This window comes from Nonomuraea sp. MG754425, assembly GCF_021699195.1.
Taxonomy (GTDB): Bacteria; Actinomycetota; Actinomycetes; order Streptosporangiales; family Streptosporangiaceae; genus Nonomuraea.
This window is the reverse complement of the sequence record NZ_SSXE01000014.1, coordinates 63,029-82,776: the sequence shown is the minus strand read 5'-3', so window position 1 is coordinate 82,776 and position 19,748 is coordinate 63,029. Positions and strand designations below refer to the sequence as shown.

General features: G+C 73.4%; 10 protein-coding genes. 2 read left to right on the top strand and 8 right to left on the bottom strand.

Annotated elements, in window-relative coordinates:
* The 6 genes from FAF44_RS07320 to FAF44_RS07295 all read right to left on the bottom strand — a co-directional run.
* Nucleotides 1-888: hypothetical protein (locus tag FAF44_RS07320; protein ID WP_237102267.1), on the bottom strand; the 888-nt coding region annotated here is incomplete at its 3' end.
* On the bottom strand, nt 885-3,284 hold the full coding sequence (locus tag FAF44_RS07315) for a hypothetical protein (protein ID WP_237102266.1): 2,400 nt from the start codon (nt 3,282-3,284) through the stop codon (nt 885-887). The genes FAF44_RS07320 and FAF44_RS07315, both read right to left, overlap by 4 nt.
* Nucleotides 3,281-7,246: a DUF6603 domain-containing protein gene (locus FAF44_RS07310; protein WP_237102265.1), complete on the bottom strand. Its 3,966-nt coding sequence runs from the start codon at nt 7,244-7,246 to the stop codon at nt 3,281-3,283. Before FAF44_RS07310 ends, FAF44_RS07315 begins: the two co-directional genes overlap by 4 nt.
* Before the next feature lie 27 nt (nt 7,247-7,273).
* A complete protein-coding gene (locus FAF44_RS07305; RefSeq protein WP_237102264.1) occupies nt 7,274-8,092 on the bottom strand; it encodes a ribosome-inactivating family protein in 819 nt (272 codons plus the stop codon).
* A 129-nt stretch (nt 8,093-8,221) separates the two neighbouring features.
* Complete coding sequence (locus FAF44_RS07300; RefSeq protein ID WP_237102263.1) at nt 8,222-9,013, bottom strand: hypothetical protein; 792 nt, start codon at nt 9,011-9,013, stop codon at nt 8,222-8,224.
* Between the two features lie 145 nt (nt 9,014-9,158).
* On the bottom strand, nt 9,159-9,827 hold the full coding sequence (locus FAF44_RS07295) for a nucleoside monophosphate kinase (RefSeq protein WP_237102262.1): 669 nt from the start codon (nt 9,825-9,827) through the stop codon (nt 9,159-9,161).
* A gap of 162 nt (nt 9,828-9,989) precedes the next feature.
* Here FAF44_RS07295 and FAF44_RS07290 point away from each other — a divergent pair, with 162 nt between their 5' ends.
* Nucleotides 9,990-11,240 (top strand): C39 family peptidase, encoded by a 1,251-nt coding sequence (locus FAF44_RS07290; RefSeq protein WP_237102261.1) that lies wholly within the window; start codon nt 9,990-9,992, stop codon nt 11,238-11,240.
* A 231-nt stretch (nt 11,241-11,471) separates the two neighbouring features.
* Nucleotides 11,472-15,920: a caspase family protein gene (locus FAF44_RS07285; protein ID WP_237102260.1), complete on the top strand. Its 4,449-nt coding sequence runs from the start codon at nt 11,472-11,474 to the stop codon at nt 15,918-15,920.
* Here FAF44_RS07285 and FAF44_RS07280 read toward each other — a convergent pair.
* Nucleotides 15,872-17,395, bottom strand: a complete 1,524-nt coding sequence (locus FAF44_RS07280; RefSeq protein WP_237102259.1) for a glycoside hydrolase family 43 protein — start codon at nt 17,393-17,395, stop codon at nt 15,872-15,874. The two genes, FAF44_RS07285 and FAF44_RS07280, sit on opposite strands and share 49 nt — an antisense overlap.
* The gene (locus tag FAF44_RS07275; RefSeq protein ID WP_237102258.1) at nt 17,392-19,707 is read right to left on the bottom strand and encodes a glycoside hydrolase N-terminal domain-containing protein; all 2,316 of its coding nucleotides are present in this window, start codon (nt 19,705-19,707) and stop codon (nt 17,392-17,394) included. The genes FAF44_RS07280 and FAF44_RS07275 overlap by 4 nt, the downstream gene beginning before the upstream one ends.
* Nucleotides 19,708-19,748: the final 41 nt, after the last annotated feature.

Here is a 19,748-nt window from a genome sequence, read left to right as displayed (position 1 = left end):
GGTGGCGTTCGCGTCCCAGACGACGGTCAGGGCGGTGCCGCAGTACAGGCTGCGGGTGGCGGGGGTGACCGCGCCGTCCTGGTCGGGGGTGCCGGTGAGGCGGGGGTCCTGCCAGCCGAGGTGGGCGAGGTGGTCGGCGTACGAGGTGCCCGCCGGGAGGGACGCGAGGACGTCCGCGCCGGGGTTGGAGTACCAGCCGATGACCTGGTAGCCGAGCGTGTCCGTGGTGGACACGTCGGACAGGTCGTCGAGGAAGGAGAAGACGTTGCCGTTGTGCGCGGTGTAGGTGGTGAAGTACGGGTCGCCGGTGGCCATGGCGGTGACGAACAGGGGATCGCCCGCGGCCCGTTCCGTCCACGGCGTGGTGGTGTCGGTGAGCGGGAAGGCGAGCCCGATCAGCACCTGGGGCACGGGGGACGTCATGCTGTTGCGATAGGGGTCGGGGCTGGCCTGCCAGCCGCGCAGGGTGGCCCCGCTGACCAGGTAGGGGCTGGAGCGCTGGTAGGAGTGCCCGCCGCGGTAGGCGGTGGCGCTGAAGGGGCAGTCACTCTCGATCACCCACGCCTTGACGCGGCGGGTGGCGGAGCCGCTGTGCCGGACCACCAGCCACCGGTTGGGCACCAGCGGGTACCCGATCTCCCCGGTCTCCGGGTCCTGGACGCCGTGCCGCAGCCCCCGGGGCAGCGTCCAGTGCAGGTGCACGCCGGTGTGGTCGAGGCCCTGCTCGTTGCTCTGCCGGTCGCCCTCGTCCGGCTCCGGGCTCAGGTAGTCGTCCAGCGCCCGGTAGTTGTGCTGCCAGGTGCGAAAGCCGTCCCGGCCCCGCAGGGCGGAGTTCACCACGAGGGCGTCCAGGCTGACGGGGACGAGGAGTGCGGGACGGATGGTCAACCTCGGTCTCCGTTCGGGCCGGTGAAATGGATGGCTTCGGGGACCTTGACCATCTGCATGGCCAGGTCGGCGGGGCCGATCGTGCCGATGGCGGCGTCGTGCGCGCGATCCAGCGCGGCCTGCAGCGCGGGGACGAGCGAGCCGAGGTTCAGCACCCGGCCGACGCCGCCCGTCCGCAGGTGGTCCAGGACGCCGAAGGTGACGTCGGTGCCGAGTTGCGCGCCGAGCCCCAGGTCGGTGGACGAGCCGGGCGGCAGCAGGTTCCGCAGCCAGATCACGCCGTGGTCCTCGACCCCGAACCGGAAGCCTTCCTGGGGTTCGCGCAGCTCGACCATCGCGGGCAGGCCGTCGAACAGACACAGCAGCATGGTGGGGGCCAGATGGTCCATGCGCAGCACCGGCAGCGGCGTGCCGCCCCGGTCGGTGGCGCGGACGGCCAGGTTCGGCCAGCCGGAGACCAGCGCCGAGCGCAGCAGCAGTCCGGAGACCGGCCGGGTGGCGCTGCCCAGGCCGTCCCCGACGTCCCGGGGCTGATCGGCTCCGGTCTCATCAGCGCCGGTCTCATCAGCGCCGGTCTCATCTGGGGCGGCGTCGCGCAGGGTGTCGCGGTGCGCCGCCGCCTCGCGGGCCGCCGCGGCCCGGACCGTCCCGGCCACGATCTGGTCCTGGAGGGTGTCGCGGCTGGACTGCGCCCCGATGCTCAACGCGCCGGAGACCAGCGCGTTCAGCCAGCTCGGGTCGAGGTGGAAGAAGCGTAACGACTCCTGCGGCAGCATCCCCTCGTCCGGCACCAGGTGGGTGAACGGCACGGGGTTGAGCAGCAGGAGACGTCCGAGCCAGCGCGCGATGGGGGCGAAGTGCTCGGCGAGCCCGTCGCCGTCGGCCAGCGCCTCGGTCAGGGTGGCCTGGGTGGCGCTGGAGCGCAGGAAGTCCTCCAGCGCCTGGGTCGCGTCGGACGGCGGACCGGCCGGCGCGGGCGGCGACCACGGGGCGTCGGGCCGGCCCGGCGGGGTGCCGAGGGCGGCGAGCAGGTCGCCGTCGAGAAGGCCGCCGAACGCGGCCCGCGCGGTCCGCGGCCCCCCGTCGCCGTCCTGCGGCAGGTGGGTGCTGACGGACTGGTGGTAGAGCACGTCCACGAGGTGCCGGGCGGCGTGTTTGAACGCCAGCAGGTGCTGGGCGAAGGCGGCGTCGGCCAGCGCGATCGACCGGCCGGTCTCGAACGCGGTCGCCAGCGACACGTCGAAGCCGCCCCAGACGGGGTCGTAGCCGATGAGCGCGTCGGCGGTGGTGGCCTGCGCCGCCCGCGCGGTGGCCACCGGCACGACGGGGGTGAGCGGCCCCCGGTACCAGCCGAAGGTGGACTCCCCCGACCGCGTCAGGTACGGCAGCGGCACGTACCCGTCGCCGAGCCGCCGGGCCACCTGCCGCTGCGGGGCCGGGGTGCCGGCGTCGTCCCGGTAGGGCGAGGGCAGCCGCAGCCACATGTCCGCCCGGTCGGCCCGTGCCCCGTCGGGGCGGCGGGTGAGGCCCTCGGCCAGGTCGGCGAAGTCGGCCGCCAGGTCGGGGTAGGCCCAGAACGACCAGCTCGCGAGCGACAGCAGCGCCACCGACGCGCGTCCCTGGAAGTCGGGCCCGTCCACGAGGAGCTTCTCGTGGCCCTCCAGGGAGACCAGGTGCACGATGTTCTTGGTCACGGCGGTGGAGCCGGGCGGGGCGTCGGCGGGAAAGCGGTTGGCGACGACGACGGCGAACAGCCCGTCCTCCTGGAGACCGAGGATGGGCCGGTCCCCGGTGTTGGCGCCCCGGCAGTGCGCCAGGAAGCGCAGCTCGTCCAGGCGGGGCGCGACCGCGTGGAAGTCGTCGGCATCGACCTGGATGTAGGTGCACGGATCGGTGTCGCCGACGTCGGACTCGACCTTCAGCTCGGGTTTGAGCACGGTCTCGTCGGCGGCCAGGAAGTCGCCGACCGTGCCGGAGATCGTCCGGGTCGGGGAGGCCGTCCCGCCGACGAGCTGGTCGTCGGTCAGGACCAGCAGCGCCAGCCAGGGGGTGCCGGGCGGGGCGCCCGGCATCGCGCGTTCCCACGGGAGCATCGGGTCGCCGAGCACCACGTGGGGCAGCACCTCGGCGAACCGGCCGCTGGAGGCGTCCGGCGGCTGCACGGCGAGCACCGCGCCGGCGTCGATCGCGACCTGCGGGCCGCGGACCGTGAAGTTCTGGACGGCGGTGAAGGTGCCCCCGACGACGGAGGCGTTGTCGTACTGGCCGGTGCGCAGGGCGTGGGTGACCTCGACTCGGTAGTCGCCGGCGGGCAGCGCGGGCAGGTAGTGGTCGTGCAGCTCGATGTCGCCGACGGGGATCGTGTCGCGGGCGGGATGCTGCGGGCTCGGGCTCACGTCCGGCTCCCGGTGTCCTGGGTCATGGGGGCTTGGCTGAACAGGTGGCCGGCGTCGCGCGCCAGGTGGGTCAGGGGGTCGTTGGGGCCGGTGAACAGCTTGGCGTCGGCCAGCGCGGCGTAGAGCTGATCGCGTCCGGCCCTGGCGTCCGCCTGGTCGGTGCGGCCGATGAGGTCCACGCACGACGGATCGTCGGCGGAGGCGAAGTCGGCGTTGGCGGCGGGGTGCGGGGGCAGGGGTGACACGCCGGGCGGGAGTTCGTCCTCGGTGTACTCGCTGAGGGGGAACACCCCGCGTGAGGCGGCCAGGTCGGGACGGGGCGCCTGGAGGTCGTAGCCGACGGGCAGGCCGGCGACCACGTCCGCGGTGGGCCTGCCGAAGAACTCCTCCAGCAGGGTGAGGGGGGCGCCCCAGAGCTGCGCGGGCACGGTGCGGACGCGGGGGGTCAGCGTCCAGGCGTCGGCCGAGGCGGGTTCGTCCTCGAAGAGGAGTCTCAGGCGGTGCTCGCCGACCAGGCCACCGAGTTTCATCGGACGGATGTCGACCAGGGGGCCGTCGTCGGGGTCGGACGCGGCCAGCGGCTGCTCGCCGAAGCGCAGGTGGCTGGCCGGAATCGCGGACTGGGTGAACAGCCGCAGGTCGCGGGCGCGGACCAGCCATCTCTTGCCGCCCTGGCCGTCGTCGACGCTCTTGTCCAGGCCGCTGACCGGGGCGATGGTGATCATGTCCTGCGGCTGGGGCAGCAGGCCCGCGAACTCCTCCCAGGCCAGCGTCTTGCTGCCGGATCCGTGGCGTCCCGCGCCGAAGGAGACCGTCACGGTGATGCACAGCAGGTGCGCGGAGACCACGCCGCCGGTCGGCGGCCCCCACAGGGCCAGGTCGGCGCCGACGGAGGCGGTGAGGGTCTTGTGCACGAACAGGACGTCCACCTTGAGCGAGGCGCCGATGCTCACCGAGATGCTCGCGTCGAAGTGGAAGGGCCGCCACGACACCAGCAGGTCGGCCTGCGCGGTGAACCAGGCCCGCAGCGGGCCCGAGTGGAAGACGGCCTCCAGCCTCCCGCCCGCCATCGCGCACGAGGGCGTGACGGCCAGGTACGCCTGCGCCTTGATCGAGACGCAGTCGCTGACCGTCCAGTCGATGCCCAGCCGGGGCACCTTGGGGTAGTGCGCGGGCACCTGGAAGGCCGGGTGGTAGCCGCCGAGCGTGATGACGAACTGCCCGGCGTTCGGGTTCGGCCCGTACCAGAACGCGCAGGCGAAGCCGCCGGTGAGGTGGCAGGCGGGGGTGAGCACGTACGAGGCCGGCGACAGTTGCGCGGCCAGTTCGAAGCTGCCCTGGTTCGGCCGGATGACGGCTTCCAGGCCGAGTTCGGCGTAGACGTAGGTGCGGGTGGCCGACTCGGACGGCTGCGGCAGTTGCAGGGTGGCGATCCCCAGGACGGCCAGCACCAGTTCGTGGCCGAACTCGGCGGCCAGCAGCACCTTGGCGTTCACCACGTCGGCCGTGTTGAACTCCACCCCGAGGGCGAGCCAGTACGAGCCCTCGCGCGGGGCGATCCACTGCCGGGGCGTGGTCCCGGGCACGGCCGGTTCCCGCCCTTCCAGGACGTCCAGCACGAAGGAGGGTTTGTCCTGGTTCGCATCCGGGCCCTGCTTGTTCAGCACGAGCAGCGGGTAGCCGGTCACCTCCGCGGCCGACGGCATGGCCAGTTCCCGGTTGAAGCCGAACCCGGCCATCAGCCCGTTGATCAGCACCGGCGGCAGCTCCAGCAGGGGGCCTTCGAGCTGGGCGAAGACGAACAGCGACGGCTCGCCGCTGGTCAACTGGGCGTAGGAGCCGATGGCGGCCAGCGAGAAGTCCGGCAGGGCGATCGTGGCGGTGCCGTCGTACTGGAAGGCCACCCCGGGGGCGAGCAGGTCGTCCGGCAGGTGCAGCAGCGCGGCGGAGATCCGCACCGGAGGGGCGTCGTAGGAGATGCCGAGACCGTCCAGGTTGAACGTCGGCTCGAACTTGTTCAGGGGCGAGCCGACCGCCAGCCCGTCGAACGTCATCGACAGCGGCCCCAGCGTGACCCCGGCGTCCAGCGCGAACAGCAGCACGTTGTGCTGGTAGATCACGCCCACCCGGTTGATCTGGACGACGCCGAGCTTCTTCTGCACCGTGATCCACTGCCCGGTGGAGCCCGCCTTCCCGGACGGTGCGGAACCGCTGCCCTGTGTCGCCGGGGCGCGGGACTGCCCGCCTCCCGAGGGGGTGGGGGCGTTCGTGGCCGGCACGCCGAGGGCGATCGGGGTGCTCTGGCCGCCGATGTTCAGCTCCGCCAGGGCCGCCACGCCCGCCTTCAGCCCGGCCTCCGGCAGCGGCACGACCCCGTCCAGCAGCCCGTTGACCACGCCGACCGCCTGCGGGGAGAAGTCACCGGAACTGTAGAGGATCTGCAGGTTCTGGACGGCCAGGCTCCCCGCCGCCGACACGAACCCGCCCACCAGGGGAAGCTGGGAGAGGTCGATGTCCGCCGACAGGTCGATGCCCAGGCAGAACCGCGCCGGGCCGTCCGGCGGCTTGACCCGGACGAACTTGGCGTCCTTCAGGCCGATCCGCAGGCTGTCGGGGACCTCTTCCGCCAGGTCCTCCGACAGGTGCGCCACCCAGTCGCGCAACACGATCTCGAGGCCCCCTTCGGGGCCGCGGAAGGCGGCGGCGAGCACGTCCACGCCCGACCGGTCCTTGTCGAAGACGACCTCGAAGTCGTAGCCGTCCACCTCCAGCGTGCCGGCGTAACGGGTGCCCGACCGGTCGTGGGTGGCCGTCACCCCGAGCGAGGCGCGCACCCCGTCCGCGATCGTCATGTCGCCGCGCAGCCTGACGTCGTAGCCGCCCGAGCCCGTGGTGTGCGTGAACCACAGGCTGGTCAGCTCCAGGCTCTTGACCGGCTCGGGCACGTCCGTCAGCCCCAGCGCCGCGACCAGGTCGGCCACCCCGAGATCCGTGTCGGGGGCCAGGCCGCCCTGGAACGTCCAGCCGCCCGTCGCGCCGCCGCTCCTGGTCGCGGAGAGCGCGATGTCCAGGGACGAGCCGATCGCCGCGGTGCCCGCGACGGTGGCCACGAACTTCTCGGCGCTGTTGTAGGCCAGGTCCAGCGACAGGGAGGTGAGGCCGAAGGAGCCGATCGTCCACAGGCCGGTGACCTTCATCCGCAGGATGTAGGCGCGGCCGAGGGCGGCGGCGAACCTCAGGTCGCCGATGGCGAGTTCGCCGGGCAGCTCACCGGCGGGGACGCCGAACGACTCCAGCAGCGACGCGACCCCGACCGGCGCGTCCCCGCGCACCCGGCCGGTGACCCGCAGGTCGGGCAGCCACACGGCGACCTGGAGGGGAAGCGACTTGACGTCCAGATCGGCCACCACCGCCACGGACGCCACCTTGTAGCCGCCCTGCTGCCCCTTCTCCAGGCGGTAGTCGAAGCCGGCCACGTCGCCGAGGTCGAACCCGAACTCGCTGAGCCCCGTCTTGGCGCTCGGCCACGCGGCCCCGCCGAAACGCTCGCCCAGTTCCTCCAGCGCGGCGCCGAACGCGCCCGGCCGGACCGGCCGCACGGCGGCGGTCACCTGCGCGGTACGGGCCGCGGTCACGGTCGAGGTCACCTCGACCTTGTCGAACGTTCCACCGAGCGTGAGGGTGACCGCGCCCCGGTTCGTGACGGTCACCGTCACGCCGTTCGTCACGACGGTCGCGCTCGCGCCGGCCGGCCAGGCGAAGGACGCGCACGTCAGCGACAGTGTCAGCGTCGTGTTCCCCGCGTCCAGCGCCGGCGGCCCGGATCCGGTCCCCTGGCAGGCGCCGTTCGGGAACGTGCCAAGCAGGTCGCGTAACCGCTCGGGCAGCGCGGTGTCGGCGGCGCTCAGCACCGGCAGGTCACCCAGGCTCAGGACGTGCGCGCGCAGGGCGTCAAGATCCACTGCGCCGGAGTCTGGTTCGGCCACGGCTCACCTCCTGCGTCTCGTACCGGTCTGCGGAGGGTCGGCGGGTAAGCGCATCTGCGCCCCTTGTCCCAGGATGGTGATGGCCTGGGCCGTGGTTATCGTCTTCGACGTCCTGTCCTCGCCGAGGTAGGTCACCGAGTTCTGCAGGCCCTTCGCCGTCTTCGTCACGTCCCCCCACATGTTGATCACCGTTCTGAACGGCGGGAAGCGCTCGCTCCCCACCTGGATGCCGGTCAGTTGATCCCAGCCACGCTCCCAATGGTCCGTCGCGAAGTGATCGCAGTACGCGCCGAACCTGGCCATCTCCGCGGTCATCCTGATGATCAACTGAAAGGACTCCGTGGCGTTGCCCGGCTTGGGGGGCGGGCCCGTTCGCCCCCTGTCCAGGTAGAACCGGTAGTTCTGCGCGTAGTTGTAGAGGGCGGCCAGGGCGTCCTCCATGATCTTCCGGCTCAGCAACACGCTGTCGGCGCTGCCGACGGTGTAGGCGACAGGCATGTCGCTGCCCGGGTTCATCTTGACCGCTCCGGCGGGGCGAGCCTCGTCGCCCGCCCCGATGTAGTCGCCGAGGCCGCCGTCGATCGCCCATCCCACCAGATAGAGATCCTTTTTCTGGAAGTAGAGCTGGACGGAGGTGGCGCCGTCCTGGAGCAGGAAGTTGGCGTGCATGAAATTGCCGTCCGCCGCGCCGTCGGCATAGGAGTTGAAACCGTTGCGCAGGAATTGCACGACGGCCAGGAAGTCTTCCCTGGTCGTCACATTGTCGTAGCCGAAGGTCAGCGTGTCACTTTCCTGTGGAGTCGCCTCATCGGCACGTTCCACCCCGTCAACCCCTCCCCGCCGATCCAAGATCGATCCGTTGACAGTCGCATACTCTCCCGCATCACACATGCACGCAATACAGGCAACCCAGCTTTTTCACCGACATTCGACGGAGCTGACGGCCGGCCGTCAGCCCGCGACGGCGACGGCCGCGGCGGGCACGGAGGGCTTGTCGGTGTCCCAGGTGAGGTGGACGTTCGCGGGCTCGCCGCCGGCGAACAGGATGCTGATGTTCGCCTCGTAGACGCCGTCCTCGAGGCGCAGCCCCGGGGTCCAGATGTCCCGGGGGTCCGCCGCGCCCGCGGGCGCGGCGTCGTAGCGCCACGCGGCGCTCTGGCGGCCCGCCGGGGACACCCGGACGACGTCGAGCGAGACGGTGGCGATCCGCTGCTCGCGGAAGGTCGGCCGGCGCGTGCCCTCGTCCTCGGACGTCAGGAACTGCGCCCAGACCATCCCGCACTTGGGGTGGGGGTTGTGCACGAGCGTGAGGCTGCCGATGATGCCCCAGCTCCTGGCGATGTCCGCGCCGGCGGAGATCTGGTGGGTGCCGCTCAGAAACCGGCACCCCTGAGCGACGGGGTCGACGCCGTCGCCGGGCCTGCCGAGCACCACGATCCAGACGGACACCGCGGCCAGCACCGCCAGCGCGCCACCGGCCAGCGCCAGGCGGGCCCGGGTGCGCCGGACGCCGCGCAACAGCGGCCACAGGCCGACGGCCACCATCGCGATCAGCGTCCAGGCGATGATCACCCACGTCAGCGCGGGACCGTACGCGTCCAGGCCGAGGCCGGAGACGCCGAAGCCGCTGACCAGGCCCAGCACGGCGGCGAGCAGGGTTCCGAGCACCGCCCGGACCGCGCCACGACGCCTGTCCCCGCCGCCGCGTGGCGCCCGCTCCCTCGTCGCGTTGCCGCCCGCCATGCCCCCGCCCCTTCCTCACGGCCAGGAAATCGAGAGGATTTCACGGAGAGACTATTCGGGAAAACGATTATCCACCGGCACGAATATGCGGACGCGGGTAATTCTTTGGCGCTTCATTTGACAATGCCGATCCGCCGCCGCGGGGTCAGCGGGCCGGGCGGGCCCCCTCCGGCAGGTACGGCGGCAGGTTGAACCGGGTGCGGATCGCCCGCTGGACGGTGGCCTTGTCCGCGCGGGCGTCGACGGTCATCACGTACTCCTTGCGCCGGAACAACTCGATCACCGGGTCGATCTTGTCGTGGTAGTCGGCCAGCCGCCGGGCCAGCGCCTCGGGGGTGTCGTCCGCGCGGGTGACCAGGTCGCCGCCGCACACGTCGCAGCGGCCGTCCACCTCGGGGCGGTGGGCGATGAGGTTGTAGTCCATGCCGCACCGCGAGCACAGCCGGCGGGCCAGGACGCGGCGGCGCACCTCGTCGTCCGGCAGGTCGAGGTGGATCACGCCGTCGAGGTCGTAGCTCTCCAGGAAGAACTCCGCCTGGCGGCGGTTGCGGGGGAAGCCGTCGATGACGAACCCGTAGTTCCAGTCGTGCAGGTGGAGGCGGTCTCTGACGACGACCTCCACCAGGTCGTCGCCGACCAGTTCTCCGGCCACCAGCAGCCGCCGGACCTGCGCGCCGAGCTTGGTGTGGTGCTTGACGTGCCAGCGGAAGATCTCTCCGACGCTGATGTGCACCAGATCGAGGTCCGCGGCGAGCAGGGCGCTCTGGGTGCCCTTGCCGCTGCCCTGCACCCCCATGATCACGTATTTCCGCATCTCACGCTCCTCTCGTCTCGGAGGCGTCACCACCGTCCCCCATGCAATCAGAACGATCACGCGCCCACGGACGGACCGCCGATACGTAGATCTCCCGATGCTTTGCCGGGGGCGCCGTGCTTAGTGTCAGCCGCGTCGAGCGCCTTCAGAGAGGGTGGGTTCATGCCTGCGCTGACCGTGGTCCTGTCCGCTCTCCTCCTGCTCGCCCCCGTCACCGATCCCGCCGCGGCGGCGAAACCGGCGCGCGCGGCCGTCCCCGACGTCGTCTACCGGCGGGCCGACTTCTCCACCGGCACCGCGGAGGGCACGACGTCCGGCGGCGGGCTGGCGTTCGGCCGGGCGGCGGGCACGCTGTCCCACACCGACGCGCTCGGCACCAAGACATGGGAGTACGCCCGCTGGACCGGCCCCGAGCAGGCCATCGGCTTCGGGGCCACCGAACTGGTCGCGTCCTGGACCGCGGACGTGCCGCCGGGGAGCTGGCTGCAGGTCGAGGCCCGCGGCCGCAACGCCGGGGGCCTGACCAAGTGGTACTCGCTGGGCCGCTGGTCCTACGCCGAGGGCGACATCCTGCGCACCTCGGTGCCGGGGCAGGGCGACGCCGACGCGTCGGTGTCGACGGACACACTGGTCGCGGCGGCGGGCAAGCCGCTGAGCGGCTACCAGCTCCGCCTGACCCTCTACCGGACGCCGGGCTCCGGGGTGACGCCGCGCGTGCGCACGTCCGGAGTGATGAGCTCCCACGTGCCCGAGCGCAAGACCGTGCCGGTCAGCCCCGGCGGCGGCGCGTGGGGCACCGAGCTGGCGGTGCCGCGCCGCTCCCAGAACGTGCACCAGGGCCACTACCCCGAGTGGGACGGCGGCGGCGAGGCGTGGTGCAGCCCCACCTCGACCACCATGGTGCTCGGTTACTGGGACCGGTGGCCGAGCGCCGAGGACACCTCGTGGGTCGATCCCGCCGACCCGGACCCCGAGGTCGACCACGCCGCCCGCCACACCTACGACCACGCCTACAAGGGCGCGGGCAACTGGCCGTTCAACACGGCCTACGCGGGCCGGTACGGCATGGACGCGTTCGTCACCCGGCTGCGCTCGCTGACCGAGCTGGAGCTGCTGATCAAGGCGGGCGTGCCGGTCGTCACCTCGCAGTCGTTCAAGAAGGGCGAGCTGCCCGGCGCCGGATACGGCACCGACGGGCACCTCATGGCCGTCGTCGGCTTCACCTCCGACGGCGACGTGATCGCCAACGATCCGGCCTCGCCGAGCAACGCGGCCGTACGGCACGTCTACCCGCGGGCCGACTTCGAGAAGGTGTGGCTGCGCAGCTCCGGCAGCGGCGGCGTGGTGTACGTCATCCATCCGCCGGACCGCCCGCTGCCCCCGACGACGCCGGGCCTGCCGGCCAACTGGTAGCGCCGGTCGCGGGCCCGACGCTACCCGGCTCGCCGCCGGCCCGCGAATCCGAATTCCGACAACCGCCACCAATGTCCTGATCTGCCCATATATATGGTGATCTTTCGCCGGACGTTCCCGGATTTTCTCGGAGAAGCCGCCGTATGTGGCCCCATCGACCCTCGACGGTCCGGCGCAGACCTGCGTAACCTGAACAACGCCCATTTGCCAGCCACGCCCCCGGAGCGCCGGATGACCGAGGACGATTCGACGACCCTCGAGACGACCCGGCTCGTGCGGCCGGCCGGACGGAACGCTCCAGCCCTGCTGCTGGCGTCCGAGGGCGCCAGGGTCGTGGTGGCGGGCACGGGCGCGCACCAGCCGTCCTCGCGGCTGCCGCAGGTGCCCGCCGTACCGGCCACCGTCGCCGACGTCGGGAAGTGCCTCGTCGAACGGGCGGGCCTCGACCCGCGACGCCTGACCACCCTGCTCGACCCGGCGGCCCCCGCCGAACTGGGCGAGGCGCTGGAGCGGGCGGCCCGCGAGGCCACCGGCGTGCTGCTGTTCCACTACGTCGGGCACGCCCTGTTCGGCCCGGACAACGAACTGCACCTCGCCACGCGGGCCACCGCCGACCTGGGCCAGGGCCTGGCCCAGCAGGCGCTGCCGTTCTCCGCCGTACGCCGGATCCTGGCCTCGACCCGGGCCGAGCACGTCGTCGCCATCCTCGACTGCTGCTTCACCGGCGGCAACCGGCCGGTGCCCGCCAAGGCCATGGACCAGACGTTCGACGCCTCCTGGCGCGGCGCGTACGTGCTGACCTCCGCCGGCAAGGACGAGAACTCCTGGGCGCTGCCCGGCGTCCGGCACACGGCGCTCAGCGGGGCGCTGCTGCGGCTGCTGAACGAGGGCGACCCGGCGGGCCCCGAGACGTTCACGCTCGACCACGTGCACCACCACCTGGCCCGCGTGCTGCCCGCCGCCGGATTCCCGCGGCCCAGGCGGCAGGCCGGCGAGGTGAAGCAGGCCGCGCCGCTCGCCGCCAACCCGGCGCACCGGGCCACCCGGCCCCACGCGGGGCCGCCGATGAGCTCGCCCGGCGACCTGAGCAGCCCCTACCGGGGGCTGGCCGCCTACGACCGCGCGCACGCCGGGCTGTTCTTCGGCCGCGAGGAGGCGGTCAGGTCGCTGGCCGCGCGGGCGCGCCAGGCGCTCAGGTCCGCCGGTCCCCCGGTGGTCATCGGGTCGCAGGCGTTCGAGGCCGGCGGGCCGCTCGTGCTCACCGGGCCGTCCGGCTGCGGGAAGACCTCGCTGCTGCGCGCCGGGCTGATCCCGGCCCTGCGGGACGAGAGCGGCCGGTGCGTCGTGCTGACCCCCGGAGCCCGTCCGACGGCCACGCTGGCGAACGAGCTGGCGATGCTGGGCGGCGGCGACCCCGAACGGTTGCGCGCCGTCATCGAGTCCGACCCGGCCGCGGCGCGACGCGGGGTGCCCGCACGCACGCTCGTGGTGGTGGACCAGTTCGAGGAGCTGTTCACCCTGTGCCCCGACGAGCCCGCCAGGCGGCGCTTCGTGGAGGCGCTCGTCGAGCTGTCCCGCTCGGCCGCCGTGGTGATCTCCGTGCGCGGCGACTTCTTCGGCCGCTGCGCCGCCTACCCCGGCCTGCTGGAGACGATGCGGCGGCCCGAGATCGTCGCCCCCATGTCCGCGGCCGAGCTGCGCCGCGCCATCGAGGAGCCGGCCACCCGCTCCGGGCTGTCGCTCGAACCCGGGCTCACCGAGCTGATCCTGGAGGAGCTCCAGGCCCTGCCGGACACGGGCGACCTGCCCGCCCTGCTCTCGCACGCGCTGCTCGTCACCTGGCAGCGCCGCTCCGGCGGGACGCTCACCATGTCCGGCTACCGCTCCGCGGGCGGCGTCGCGCGGGCCGTGCCGATGACCGGCGAGGAGACGCTGCGCCGGCTGGGCGCGGAGTCCGAGCCGGTGGCGCGCGCGCTGCTGGTCCGGCTGGTCCACGTGGACGAGCAGGCGGGCCCGCTGCGACGGCGGGTGCCCGTCTCCGAGCTGAGTCCGGGCAAGGCGTCCATCGAGGGGCAGGTGCTGGCCGAGTTCGTCCGGGCGCGGCTGGTCACGACGGAGGGCGAGGTGGCGGAGCTGGCCCACGAGTCGCTCGTGCGCGCCTGGCCCCGGCTGGGCAACTGGGCCGAGACCACGCGGGCCGGGCTGCTCGTACGACGGCGGCTGGCCGAGGACGCCGAGCTGTGGCAGCGCGGCGGCCAGGAGACCTCCCACCTGTACACCGACGACCGCCTCACCGCCGCCGAGGCCGCGGTGACGGTGGCGGCGGCGGTCCACGACACCGCCCCGCCTCCCGGCGGCGGGGTCACCCCGGTCGAGCGGGAGTTCCTCGACGCCTCCCGCCGCCGCCGGCTCCGCCGGACGATGGTCACCCGCGGTGTCGTCGCCACCCTCGCCGTGCTGCTCCTCGTCGCCACCGCGGGCGCGATCGTGGCGCTCGTCCAGAGCAGCGGCGCCACCCGCCTGGCGGGCGAGGCGGGCAGCCAGCGCGACCAGGCCCTGTCCAGGCAGCTCGCCGAGGCCGCGAACACCGCCCGGGACACCTCGCTGGGCTCCCAGCTCGCCCTGGCCGCCTACCGCGTCTCGGCCACCCCCGAGGCGAGGGGGGCGCTGCTCGGCTCGCTCTCCCGCCCGGTGGGGGCCCGGATGCCCGGCCACACCGCCCCGATCGAGCGGGTCGCCTACCGGCCCGACGGCCGGGTGGCCGCGACCGCCTCGGGCGACACGACCGTCAGGTTGTGGAACGTCACCGACGCGCTGCGTCCCAAGGCCCTGGGCGTGCTGAAGGGGCACACGGGCGGCGTGCTCGCCGCCGCCTTCGGCAAGGACGGCAAGGTCCTCGCCACCGGGTCCGCCGACGGCACCGCCCGGCTGTGGGAGGTCTCCGACACCGCCGCGCCGCGCCCCCTGGCCACGCTGAAGGGCCACGAGGAGCAGGTCGGCTCGGTGGCGTTCAACCCGGACGGCACGCTGCTGGCCACCGCCTCCACCGACGGCTCGATGCGGCTGTGGAGCGTGGCGGACCCGGCCAAGGCCCGCCAGGTCGCCGTCGTGACCCAGGAGTCCGACCCCACCAGGGCGGCCTTCAGCCCCGACGGCCGCCTGGTGGCGCTGGCCTCCGCGGGCGGCACGATCGTCCTGCTCGACGTGCAGACGTCCACGAAGCCGGTCGTGCTGGCCACGCTCACCTCGTCGGAGGGCGCGGTCAGGAGCGTGGCGTTCGCCCCCGGCGGCCGGTACCTGGCCTCCTCCTCCGCCACGGGCAAGGTCCAGCTCTGGGACATCACCGCCACCAGGCTGCTCGGCACCGCGAGCGGGCACGGCGGCTCGGTGGACGACATCGCCTTCAGCCCCGACGGAACCGTCCTGGCCAGCGCGTCCGCCGACGCCACCGTGGGCCTGTGGAGCCTGCAGAGCCCGAGCCGGCCGGAGCGCACCGCCACGCTGGCCGGCTTCCCCGACGCCGTCACCGGGGTCGCGTTCAGCCCGAACGGCCAGAACCTGCTCACCGCCGCCACCGACGGCGTCGCCCGGCTGTGGAACGTCGCCAACACCTCCCGCGCCGCGTCCTTCGCCCGGCTCGCCCGGCACACCGGGCAGGTCAACGCGCTCGCCATCGCCAAGGGCGGCCGTACCCTGGCCACCGCCTCCGACGACGAGACCGTCCGGCTCTGGGACCTGTCCGACCCGGCGGTGGCCACGTCGCAGGCCACGCTGAGCGGGCACACCGAACCGGTGCTGTCGGCCGCGTTCAGCCCCGACGGCCGCCGCCTGGTCACCGCCTCCGACGACAAGACCGCCAGGCTCTGGGACGTCTCCGAGCCCGCGACCCCGAAGGCCCTCGGCACCCTGACGGGGCACACGGCGGGCGTACGGTCGGTCGCCTACGGCCCCGACGGCAAGACGGTGGTGACCACCGGCCGCGACGGCCGCACCCTGCTGTGGGACATCACCACGCCGGCCACCCCCAAGCAGGTCGCCACGGTCGGCGCCGCCGACAGGCGGGTGAGCACGGCCGTGTTCCGCCCCGACGGGCGCGTGCTGGCGACCGGCTCGGGCACCGCCTCCGTACGGCTGTGGGACATCTCCGCGCCCGCCCGGCCGCGCGCCCTGGCCACGTTCGCCGCCGGCACCGGCAGCGTGCTCGACCTGCGCTTCAGCGGCGACGGCAAGACGCTGGCCACCGCGTCGTCCGACGGCACGGCCCGGCTGTGGAACGTCGGCGCGCCCGCCTCCGTCAGGAAACTGTCGGACCTGACCGGCCACGCCGGGCCCGTGTCCGCGCTCGCCTTCGGCGGCGACGACCGCACGCTCGTCACCGCCTCCCAGGACGGCACCGCCCAGGTGTGGAACGTCGTCACCCCGTCCGCCCCCACGCTCTGGGCCGTGTTCGCGGACAAGGGGCCGCTGGCCGACGTCGAGCCGGGGCCCGACGGCACGGTGCTGGCCGGGGCGTCGGGCAGCGCCGTCCAGCTCTGGGGCCTCAACGTCGAGCAGGCCGCCTCCAACGTGTGCGAGACGTCCGGCACGTCGATCAGCGCGGCGGAGTGGGCCCGCTACGTGCCGGGCCGCCCCTACGCCCCGCCCTGCGCCACCGCCACGCCGTCCGCGCCCGCCGGGTGATGGACGACGTCCTCGAAGACCGCCGCGCACCCCTCGCCCGCCAGGTCCTGCACCCACAGGCCGACGAACGCGCCGGTGAAGCCGAACGAGCGCACCTGCCCGTCGATGATCTCGTCGGCGTGCTCGTCCGACAGGATCGTGGCGTCCAGTTCCACCGGGAGGGGGCGGCCGTCGCAGGTGAAACGCAGGACCGGGCCGTCCAGCTCCAGCCCGAGGCGGCGAGCGGTGCCGGCGGCGGTGTGGTGCACGGTCCGCGCGCCCCGGTCGCTGCCGGTCAGGACGACGCCGTCGGTGGTGAGCGCCAGGTGGTACCAGTTGCGCGAGTTGTAGTAGGCGGTGATCCCGGCCGACTGGTGCACGCTGCCCGGCTCGAACGTCACACTCGCTTCGAACGTGCACCTCGTGGCGGTCACCCGGCGGGCGACCAGGCTGGGGGCGCGCCGCCCGTACGGTGACTGGCCGCCGCTGACCGTCACCCGGCCGCCGTCGAAGCGCACCCAGTCGGGCGAGGCCGGCCGGCGCAGCGTGCTCCACCCGTCCTCGGCGGTCTCCTGGGACGGCGGCCACGGGTGCGGCGGCAGCGCGGGCGCGGGCACCGCCACGGCCGGCACTCCCCCGGGCACCCGGGGCCAGCCGTCCCGCCACTCGACGCGCTGGATCGCGCTCTCCCTGCCCAGCACGCACCGGCCGCGCGGGGCGTGCGGCCGGGCGGCGAGGTGCGCCAGGTACCAGCCGCCGTCGCCCGTCCGCACGAGGCTGCCGTGCCCGGCCTTCTGCAGTTCGAGGCCGGGGTCGTGGCGGGAGGTGAGCATCGGCCCGGCCGGGTCGGGCTCGTACGGGCCCTGCGGCGAGCGGGCGCGCAGCACGCTCACGCGGTGCTCGTAGCCGGTGCCGCCCTCGGCGACCATCAGGTAGTACCAGCCGTCCACCCGGTAGAGGTGCGGGCCCTCGGTGAGGCTCCGGTTCTCCAGGATGAGCCTCGGACGGCCCCCGGTCAGGGGGCTCAGCTCGATCCCGGAGAACCCGCGTCCCGGACGGGAGTCGAAGACCATGCTGAGCAGGTACGACGTGCCGTCCTCGTCGTGGAAGAGGGCCGCGTCGAAGCCCCTGCCCGGCAGCCGCACCGGGTCCGACCAGGGGCCGTCGATGGCGGGGGCGGTGACGAGATGGTTGGCGACGTCCTTGTAGCCGTGCGCGTAGCTGTCCATGACGCCGTAGACGAGGTGGAACAGCCCGTTCGCGTACGTCAGGTCCGGCGCCCACACACCGCCCGAGTCGGGCACGCCCGTCAGATCGAGCAGCCTGCGCTCGGTCAGCACGCCGCCCAGGGCGCGCCAGTGGACCAGGTCGCGCGAGTGGTGCACCAGCACACCCGGATACCACTCGAACGTCGAGGTGACGAGGTAGTAGTCGTCGCCGACCCGCAGGATGGACGGGTCGGGGTGGAAGCCGGGCAGGACGGGGTTACGGATCATCGGATCTCCACGAGACGGGGGTGGCCCGCGACCAGGTCGAGCCGCGTGCGCAGCCCGGAAGCGCGGTGGATCAAGGTGACGGTCTGATCGTCCGGCGAGCGCAGCACCGCGCGCACACCCTCGTCGCCGCCCCAGCTCAGCTCCTCCACGGTGACGCGGCCCCGGCAGACGGCGCCGCGCAGCGTGCCGCGCGGCAGCGCGGCGGGCAGGGCGGGCAGCAGCTCGACGACCCCCGGCCGGGAGTCGAGCAGCAGCTCGATCAGCAGGCCGGGCAGCGTGTGGGCGGCGTCGGCGTTGAACACCTCCCGGCCGGGGTTGTGCGAGCTCATCAGCGAACGGAACACCATGTCGTTGCCGAGGATCTTGCCGACGTTCCGCCAGGCCAGCTCGCCGTCCTTGAGCCGGGCGGCGGCCAGGGCGCGGTGCAGGCTGCCGTGCGCGGACAGGTTCTCGTCACCGCGCAGCTCCAGCGCCCGGTGCGCGGCGACGGCCAGGGCGGGGGTGTCGTCGGGGTTGATCTCGTGCAGCGGCCACACGGGGTAGAGGTGGCTGACGTGCCGGTGCTCCTCGTACGACGCCGCGCCGTCCCACGCCCATTCGGCCAGCGCGCCGCGCCCGTCGATCCGGTACGCGGGCAGCAGCTCCGCCGTGGCCGACCCCACCGCGCCGAGCGCGTGCCGGGCGGCGGCCAGGTCCATGGTGGCGTTCACCGCGGCGAACGCCCCGCCGCCTGGGCCGCATTCGGGAGAGAAGGACGGCACCACGACCCCGCCCGTCCCGGCCAGGAACTCCTCCCAGAACGCCGCGCACTCCGCCAGCCAGCCGCCCAGCCCCTCGACCCGCTCGCCGGTGACCTGCTCGTGCTCGACCAGCGGGTACAGCAGCCAGTCGGCGCCCGCCAGCCACATCGTCCACGGCCACCTGGCGTCGAAGTGGAACAACCGGCCGTGCTCGCCGTCGGTGCGGCTCGGGGCGAGCAGGCCGCGCACGCCGTAGATCCGCCTGGCGTTCTCCCGCCAGTCGGCGACCTGGTCGCGGATGAGGGCCGCGTACCCGGCGATCAGCTCGGGCATGGCGCCGATGTTCACCCCCGCCATCTGGAGGTTGAGGTTGGCGTCGGTGGTGAAGTCGCCCGACCAGGCCGCGCCCCACTCCCCCAGCCACAGCCCCGTCAGCCGGGGCGGCAGGACGCCCGAGGAGCTGAGCAGGTGGTAGCGGCCCGCGTGGAACAGCCGCTCGACCAGCGCGAGCCCGGTCAGCTCGGCGGCCGGGCGGTCGCGCTCGGCCGGGTCCACGGCCAGGTCCAGGGTGACCCGCTCGTAGATCGGGCGGTGCAGGGCGACATGGCGCTCCAGCAGTTCGCCGTAGGCGGTCGGGGTGTTCACAGCGGGTGTCGGGGTCGCGGCGCTCGCGTTGTTCACGCCTTTCGCGGCGTTCGCAGCGGCCTTCGTAGTGGCCGCGTCGGCGGTCGTCGTGGACGCGTCAGCGGTCGTGGTGGACGCGTCGGCCGTCGCCTGGGGGCTTCGTCCGGTGTGCTCGGCCCGGGCGGCTCGGGCGGCCAGTTCGGCTCGGGCGGCCAGTTCGGTGAGTTCGGTTTCCAGGGCCGTGGTGTTCCAGGCGGGGGTCTCGCGGCGGTCGAGCTTCGTCAGCAGCAGCGTCTCGCCGCCGCGTGTGACCACCGCGCCGTCGCCGTCCACCGCGACGTCCGCACCGGCGACCAGCGTCACGCCCTCGAACCCGTACGCCCCCAGCCCGGCCGGGTACGTCCCCCGTAACCGCAGGAACACGTGCCCGTCCCGCTCGTAGGCGGCGCACTCGCACCGCACGTCGTCCGGTTTGCCCGGCAGGTCGCCGTTCAGCCGCAGCCTCAGCTCGCCCGTCAACCGCTGCACCACCACGGAGTCGGCCCGCGACACGAACGCCCGCTGCGCCCAGCCGCCGCCCGACCTGGACCCGCCGGAGCCGGAGACGATCTCGCCGGTGGCGAAGTCGAGCGTCCTGCCGCCGCCGGCCGGTTCCCCCTCGACGACCAGCTCGAAGCCCGGGTGGAACGGCTGCGTCCAGGCCAGTTCCCGGCCGTCGGCCGCCAGCCGCTGCGCCTCAGCGGCCCGGCCCGACAGGATCAGTTCCCGGATCTCCGCCATCCGGTCCGCGATCGGGGGCGGGGCCAGATCGCGGGTGCCGTTCGGGAGCACGTAGCGGTGGTGGTTGTAGACGACGCGGTCGCCGTACACCATGATCCCGTACTCGCCGTTCCCGGACAGGAACGCGTCCTCCCACCGGTCTCCCGGACGGTCGTCCCAGATCTTCATGCCTGCACCCTGCCAGAGGCATGATCACCCGCGCATCCGGG

Coding starts and splice junctions, on each gene's coding strand:
- FAF44_RS07295 (WP_237102262.1), bottom strand. CDS start 9,827: ATGCGGAAATACGTGATCATGGGGGTGCAGGGCAGCGGCAAGGGCACC.
- FAF44_RS07275 (WP_237102258.1), bottom strand. CDS start 19,707: ATGAAGATCTGGGACGACCGTCCGGGAGACCGGTGGGAGGACGCGTTC.
- FAF44_RS07285 (WP_237102260.1), top strand. CDS start 11,472: ATGACCGAGGACGATTCGACGACCCTCGAGACGACCCGGCTCGTGCGG.
- FAF44_RS07300 (WP_237102263.1), bottom strand. CDS start 9,013: ATGGCGGGCGGCAACGCGACGAGGGAGCGGGCGCCACGCGGCGGCGGG.
- FAF44_RS07280 (WP_237102259.1), bottom strand. CDS start 17,395: ATGATCCGTAACCCCGTCCTGCCCGGCTTCCACCCCGACCCGTCCATC.
- FAF44_RS07290 (WP_237102261.1), top strand. CDS start 9,990: ATGCCTGCGCTGACCGTGGTCCTGTCCGCTCTCCTCCTGCTCGCCCCC.